General features: G+C 46.0%; 5 protein-coding genes. 1 reads left to right on the forward strand and 4 read right to left on the reverse strand.

Annotated elements, in window-relative coordinates; genetic code table 11:
* Nucleotides 1–72: 72 nt before the first annotated feature.
* Both ppc and CRENPOLYSF2_RS07260 read right to left on the reverse strand, forming a co-directional pair.
* The gene (gene ppc / locus CRENPOLYSF2_RS07255; RefSeq protein WP_087143291.1) at nucleotides 73–2,871 is read right to left on the reverse strand and encodes a phosphoenolpyruvate carboxylase; all 2,799 of its coding nucleotides are present in this window, start codon (nucleotides 2,869–2,871) and stop codon (nucleotides 73–75) included.
* Nucleotides 2,872–2,894: 23 nt separating this feature from the next.
* Nucleotides 2,895–3,563 (reverse strand): carbonic anhydrase, encoded by a 669-nt coding sequence (locus CRENPOLYSF2_RS07260; RefSeq protein WP_087143292.1) that lies wholly within the window; start codon nucleotides 3,561–3,563, stop codon nucleotides 2,895–2,897.
* A gap of 104 nt (nucleotides 3,564–3,667) precedes the next feature.
* Between CRENPOLYSF2_RS07260 and nhaR the strand changes: the two genes are divergently transcribed.
* A complete protein-coding gene (nhaR, locus tag CRENPOLYSF2_RS07265; RefSeq protein WP_245807936.1) occupies nucleotides 3,668–4,570 on the forward strand; it encodes a transcriptional activator NhaR in 903 nt (300 codons plus the stop codon).
* Nucleotides 4,571–4,746: 176 nt separating this feature from the next.
* Here nhaR and CRENPOLYSF2_RS07270 read toward each other — a convergent pair whose 3' ends face one another.
* Together CRENPOLYSF2_RS07270 and CRENPOLYSF2_RS07275 are read right to left on the reverse strand one after the other, a co-directional pair.
* Nucleotides 4,747–5,430 carry a calcium-binding protein gene (locus CRENPOLYSF2_RS07270; protein ID WP_087143293.1) on the reverse strand — a complete coding sequence of 228 codons (684 nt, stop codon included), beginning with the start codon at nucleotides 5,428–5,430 and terminating at the stop codon, nucleotides 4,747–4,749.
* A gap of 41 nt (nucleotides 5,431–5,471) precedes the next feature.
* The gene (locus CRENPOLYSF2_RS07275; RefSeq protein WP_087143294.1) at nucleotides 5,472–6,629 is read right to left on the reverse strand and encodes a hypothetical protein; all 1,158 of its coding nucleotides are present in this window, start codon (nucleotides 6,627–6,629) and stop codon (nucleotides 5,472–5,474) included.
* Nucleotides 6,630–6,953: the final 324 nt, after the last annotated feature.

The following is a 6,953-nucleotide window of genomic DNA, read 5'->3' on the forward strand; positions in this document are numbered from 1 at the left end:
GCTGAAAACCTGGGGCATGGGTGGTTTTACACCGTGCATTTAGCGAACTTACGACTGACGAGTCCCTTGTTATTAACCGGTATTCCGCATGCCAGCGGCAATGGCGTTAATACTGCGCAGCAAGGGTTTCAACCATGGGTTTTCATCGCTCTGCGTAGCATCAATTTCACGCACTTTACGTAACAAAAACACTTGCAGATAATTAAGTGGCCCCAAATACGCATCACGTCGATGCAATGAGGCTGCTAGAACAGGGTTGTCTTCCAGTAATTTGCCTGCGTTGGCAATATCCAAAATCCATTCCACACAGCGCTGATGCTCGCTGGCAATCAAACCATAAACCCGTTTACCGGTTTCAGGATCAACGCACAGTCCCGCGTATTCCTTGGCAATGGCCATATCAGATTTGCTCAGTGCCATTTGGGCATTGCTCAATAAATTGCGAAAAAAAGGCCAATCGCGGTACATGGTTTGTAACGTCTCCAAGCGTTCTGGTTTGCCCGCACACCAGGTCGCCAAGCTGAAGCCAATACCGTACCAGGCCGGAAACGTTTGCCGTGATTGCGCCCAGGCAAATACCCAGCCGATGGCACGTACTGAATTTTTAGAGCGATCCTGCTTCTTACGATGCGAAGGACGCGAGCCAATATTAAGCTGGCCGATTTCCCCCACAGGGGTGGCCTCGTAAAAATAATCTAAAAAGCCTGGGGTGCGCTCGGTCAGGTCACGGTAACTTTGCTCACCGATGTGCGCTAGTTCATCCATGATGGCCAAATGCTCAGGCTCATCACGCCGTACTGGTTGCACCAAGCTGAGGCTGGCTTTCATCAGTCCGGTAATGCCCATTGTCAGTTCGTAGATAGCGGTTTCCATGTTGTTATAGCGGTAAAACAACACTTCGCCTTGCTCGGTGAACTTGATTTGCCCGCGCACCGTGTCGGGCGGCTGCGCCAAAATGGCCTCATGAGTAGGGCCACCGCCACGCCCGACCGTTCCGCCACGGCCATGAAATAACAGGCACTTAATGCCGCGCAGCTCAGCTAGGGCGATGATTTTACGCTGTGCTTGCGACAGTCCCCAGGCGGATGCCAAAATGCCGCCGTCTTTGCAGGAGTCCGAATAGCCGAGCATAATTTCTTGACGGTTACCGGATACGCTCAAAAGTTCACGGTAGGTCGGGGTGTCAAACAATTGGCTCAGCACGTTGTCAATGCGGTTTAAATCGTCAATGGTTTCAAATAATGGACTGACACCCATGTGGCAATACCAACGCCCTCCCAAACGCCCGACCAGGCCATTTTGCGCCGCCAGCAGCATCACTTCCATAATATGACTGGCGGCATGGGTCATGGAAATAACGTATTTGCCAAAACAACCGGCCCCAATTTCTCGGCGCATCATCGCCATTACCTCAAAACTGGCCAGGGTTTCACGGGTGGCAGCCGATAGGTTGGCACTGTCGTACAGCAAACCGCCGGGGGTGGCAATGGCCTCACTGAGCAAGGCCAGGCGTTGGTTTTCATCCAGGGCGGTATAATCCAGCCCCAACGATGCCTGCAAAATATCAGCAACCGCATCACTGTGGCGGGTGGATTCTTGCCGGACATCCAATTGCATCAAATGAAAGCCAAAGGTTTCGGTCAGGCGGATTAAATCGTGCAGTTCCAAGTTGGCGATATTGGCATCACCGTGGCTACGCAGTGCGCTGTCTATTAAATGTAAGTCGGCCAAAAACTCGGTCACATTGGCATAGCCGTAATTATCGGGCAACACCGACTCGCCACGCAGACGTTGTTGCACCTGGGTTAAACTGCGCTCCATACGGTATTTCATGATCGCCAGTTTGTGCCGGTAAGGTTCTTGCAGATAAGGTTTTTCCAGTTCAGCAATCAATCCGCCGAGTTTGCTACGGTCTGCGCCTAAGCTGCCTATAAAATCATCCGGCAGCTCACAAAAACCATACGAATGCGAATATTCGCCGTGCAAAACCTCCAGCCGCCGGATGTATTCTTGCAACACGGTTTGCGCCTGCAAGCGCAACGCCAACACGGTGGTTTCTGGGGTGACATTGGGGTTGCCGTCACGGTCACCACCTATCCAGCTGCCATAGTGCAAAAAGCTGGGGATACGCAGGGTAGCCGCAATGTCTTCGCCATACACATCAACCAACGAGCGCTCCAAGTTACGGTATACCCGTGCAGTAGCCTGGAACAGAGACAGCGGAAAATAAAACAAGCCCGCATCAATCTCGTCAACGACGGTCATTTTTCGCCCACGCACTTCGTCGGTTTTCCACAGCAGTTGAATTTGTGCTTGCAAGCGCTCTAGACCTTCTTTACGCAGATAGCCTTTTAGGCGCTTGTCGCCCAGTGATTCGTGGGTGATAAACACATTGCGCAAGGCGTTTTTTACCGTACGGCGCTTGGCTTCTGTGGGGTGTGCGGTCATCACCGGCAAATACAGCAATTCATCCAGCAGCACCTGGAGCTTATCCGCCGTTACCCCGGAATCTTTAAGTGCCAACAAGGTGTCGTGGAACGAGTTGGGCCAATAATGTCCGCCTTGTTCAGCTTGCCGCCGCCGTATACCCAAGTAATAAGATTCTTCGGCGATATTGAGCAAGCTGAAATAATGGTTGAATACCCGCACCACGCCGCTAATCGCATCAAGATTGAGCTTTTCAATACTGTTACGTAACAGATTTAGCTTGTTGGTATTGCCATCACTTGTCCAACTGGCGAAACGGGTTTGCAGTTGCTCAACGGCGGGGGTGATGTCAGGTTGGGTTTGCTCGTTTAAGACCCGTGTCAAGACTGAATTCAATAGGCGGTTGGAGCGGCTTAATTCGGTGTCGTTGTAAGAGATAGACATAGTAGTTTTGTTAAGGTTAGCGATTAAATTTCTAAGGCCATAAACTGGCGTTCCGGTAACGACAAGCTGGCGCGTTGCTCGGTCAGCACCTTAAACTGGCAGATTTGCGGGTCGTAGCCAAACACTTCGCCGGTCTCAATTTTATACACCCAACCATGTAATTTAACCTTGCCCTGCGATAGCCCCGATGCCACCACCGGATGGGTACGCAGGTTTTCCATTTGCATTAGCACGTTTTCTTGCGTGGCCACATTGAGTAATGCCGCATCGCCCAGATGGGCATATTTATCGCGCACAATACGGCGGGTGGATTCTGCATGGTGCAGCCATTGGCTTAAGGCGGGAAAGTCGGTTTGTGCAGGTGGTGCAAGTAGGCCTTTCATGGCTCCGCAATGGCTGTGGCCACAGACGATAATATCCTTAACGCCCAAGCCTGCGACAGCAAACTCAATCGTTGCCGCCTCACCGCCGTGCAATGCCCCGTAAGGTGGTACCAAATTACCGGCATTGCGTAAGATGAATAATTCGCCAGGTTCGGTTTGGGTGAGCAGGTTGGGGTTAATGCGTGAGTCGGAACAGGTAATGAACAAAACCTCCGGTGTTTGGCCTTCCGACAGGCGCTCAAACAATTCGCGTTGTGAGCCGAAAACCGTGGTTTGATAATGTTGCAAACCTTGTAGTAACTTTTGCATGATATGTCCTCGTAGTTGAATGACTTGATAACAGTGTACACGGCCATTTATTTATTGAAAAATAGAATGTTTAGAAGAATAATATCGGAAATTACGAACTATTAATGCCTATGCAACGACTCAATTATCAACATTTATTTTATTTCTGGCATGTCGTTACCGAAGGCAGCATTACCGCAGCCTGTGAAAAACTGCATCTCGCCCAACCGACCATCAGCGGGCAGTTGACGGTATTTGAGCAGGCGATTGGTGAAAAATTATTTTATAAGCAAGGCCGCAAACTGCAATTGACCGATACCGGACGCATTGTTTTCCACTATGCCGAGGAGATTTTTGCTTTAGGCCGTGAGTTAGGCAATACCTTAAAAGGCTTGCCCACTGGCAGGGCGTTACGCTTAAGCATTGGTATTGCCGATGCGTTGCCCAAATTGGTGGTGTATCGGTTGATGCAGCCGGTCTTTCAACTGCCGGAACCCGTGCAAATTTTCTGTTATGAAGACAAGGTGGAGCGCCTGTTGGCCGATGTGTCATTGCAAAGCATTGATCTGGTCTTGTCCGATACGCCACTTACGTCTAACAGTAATGCCAATGTTTTCAATCATCTGTTGGGTGAGTCTCCGGTAACGGTGTTTGCCACTGCACAATTGGCGGCCATTTATCGCCCTAACTTTCCACGTTCTTTGAGTGGTGCGCCGTTTTTGCTGCCCACCGGCAACACGGCACTGCGCCGATCTTTAGACCAATGGTTTGACAGCGAAAGTATCCGGCCAAACATTCAGGCGGAAATTGAGGATAGCGCCCTGATAAAAACCTTTGGCAAAGGCGGCATGGGACTGTTTGTTGCGCCCACCACGGTTGAGGCGGAAATTCAACGTCAGTATGTGGTGGAGGTGGTGGGTAGAATTGCGGTGGTCAAAGAGCGTTTTTACGCGATTACCGTGCGCAGGCAACTTAAGCATCCGGCGGTGACGGCTATTTTGGATAATGCGCGGGATAATTTATTTTAACCGTTGTCGCACGTTGTTTTTCAGAATACGGTTGGTATTTGGTCTGGTGCTAATTTAGCCAAAATAAAGTTGTTTGGCACGCTAACGGCGGCCGTGATACCAGCGTTTTATTTACGGCTCTTTGGTCAGCTTATCGTTAAGCTGCGAAAAAAATATGAGTTTTACTAAGCCAGATGCTAAACCAAATGCACAAAGCCATTCACGCCATGAGCATTAATTCCTTTAGAGACGACACCGACTAATTCCACTAATGTATCCACGGCTGCGCCATTTTGAAACACGTAAGTGTCCTGTCCTGCTACAAATGCTACAGTATCGCCCACGTTGGCAATATTAGCCTGTAGATATTTTAATACATCAGCAATTTTTTCTGTTGAAATGGTTAAAGGAGCTGTGTATTTATTGAGGTCGTCAAAACTAATCAAACCATTATTGATATGATGGCTACGGATAACCCCAAAGTTGATACCGTCAGCATTGACAACATTAGCGGCAATGTGGCTACTATCTAAATCAAGGCGATCAGCGTTATCAAACGCTTTAATAACATCAAAGTTACCCGTTAGACTATCGCCTTGGTGTATAAGAATAATATCATTGCCAGAATCTGCGTTTATTATGTCTTGTCCAGAGCCACCAACCAAGATATCATTGCCTAGGCCACCATTCAATTTATCATCCTCAGAGTTTCCATTGAGCCTATCATTGCCAGCTCCTCCCATAAGCTCGTCATGACCTGCGCCACCACTGAGAACATCGTTACCTACACCACCATCTAGGATATCGTTGCCTGCAAAGCCATTAAGCCGACATTCCGCACCCCTAAATAAAAATTCAGCATTTAAATAACATATTGATATTTAATGAATTTTAGTATTTTTTTGGATTTTAGACTTTCGAATTAAAACAAGAAAAATTCATCTCTCGTTTGTTTTTTGTTAAATATAAGCTGATATAAATGACTTTGAAAATACGCCAAAAATTCGACAAATTTATAACATACTGAAATTATTAAATTAAATTTAATCATAAAATTATGAATAGGGGTGCGGAATGTCGGATTAAGCTTGTCATTGCCTGCATAACCATTGATAAAGTCGTCAAAAATACCACCTTTTAAATTATCGTTACGCTTGGTTCCACTAAGAATCAATACTTGAGTTACAGTTACAGCATAAGCTGGTTTATTTGCCCCCTCCCAATATCCCACTTCCAGATAGTACTTGGCAGAATGAGGGGTGGTAAACACAAGATAAGGTTTTAAATTAAAATTCGCATCAAATGCGTCAACAACAACGTTACCCGACGCATCATAAATTTTAAGATAATTCGAGGTGCTCAATGTTTCTTCAAACTTATAATTCACACCTGCTGTCATCGATATAGAAAAAAAATCTCTATCGAAATGGGCTTCGTTTTGACCATTAATAGTAATGGACGCTTTTGACGTCGGTGGATTTTGTGGGCTGGCTGTCGCTATACTGTCGCCAAAATCATCAGCATACGAAAAGAATGAGTCAGCTGAATAATACGCAGCTGATTTTAGAGGTGAAAAAACATAATAGGTTTCTACCCCGTCATTATAAATATCCAGTAAAGGCTTCTTTCCTGTTGAATCAAAAATATTGGGTGGTGTATATCCCCCACTTTGGTTACTCATTTCAACGCTGCCAATAATATAGCGCCTGCCAGCAATAAAATTTTCTTTATTTAAATTCGAAACACTTAAATCATAATCGCCAGTGTTTTTAGTGGCAGCATCACTCACATCCACATAGTAATCGCCGGAAACGGTTGGTATATAAAACGAAGGTTTTGTCGGTATCAATTTGCCCGTAGCATCATATATATCAATGCTTGGACTTAATAAAAGCCCCATGAAAGCAAGGTAATCATCATAGGTGGTAGTCGCAGAAAATTCGTAAGCCTTACCCGCTAGCAAAGACACTTTAAACCAGTCGTGATCGTCTGCCGTTTCAATAAACCCTGAACTACTGGTAGAAAAAACCAGCTTACCAGTGCTTGTGGTGTTATTAGCGTAATCATCTAAAGTTGCCATATCTGTTCCCCTGTTACCATTGAAAAAAATCAATACCCCAACATCACTTGGGCGGACTTGTAAAGATAACAGATTACTGGCAACTTTTTTGTTAAAAATTACCGTGATATTAGTAATAATAGAACAATGAAAAGCTAATAATTAAAAGTAAGTAATTATATAAATGACTTTATTGAGAAACGTAAGTTTAGTAGATTGAGCAAAAATCGGGAGGATACAACGAAAAGAAGCCACTTAAAGCAAGAAAAACATAACGCGTAACTTCACTACCGTACACTTTTTCCAAAGCTATTGCTATTTTTTAACAGTTTGATAATTTAGTGA

The sequence above is a fragment of the Crenothrix polyspora genome, assembly GCF_900163755.1.
Lineage (GTDB): Bacteria > Pseudomonadota > Gammaproteobacteria > Methylococcales > Methylomonadaceae > Crenothrix > Crenothrix polyspora.

Bases quoted from the DNA above. Each gene is read 5' to 3' on its own strand.
- ppc (WP_087143291.1), bottom strand. From the start codon at position 2,871: ATGTCTATCTCTTACAACGACACCGAATTAAGCCGCTCCAACCGCCTA.
- CRENPOLYSF2_RS07260 (WP_087143292.1), bottom strand. From the start codon at position 3,563: ATGCAAAAGTTACTACAAGGTTTGCAACATTATCAAACCACGGTTTTC.
- nhaR (WP_245807936.1), top strand. From the start codon at position 3,668: ATGCCTATGCAACGACTCAATTATCAACATTTATTTTATTTCTGGCAT.
- CRENPOLYSF2_RS07275 (WP_087143294.1), bottom strand. From the start codon at position 6,629: ATGGCAACTTTAGATGATTACGCTAATAACACCACAAGCACTGGTAAG.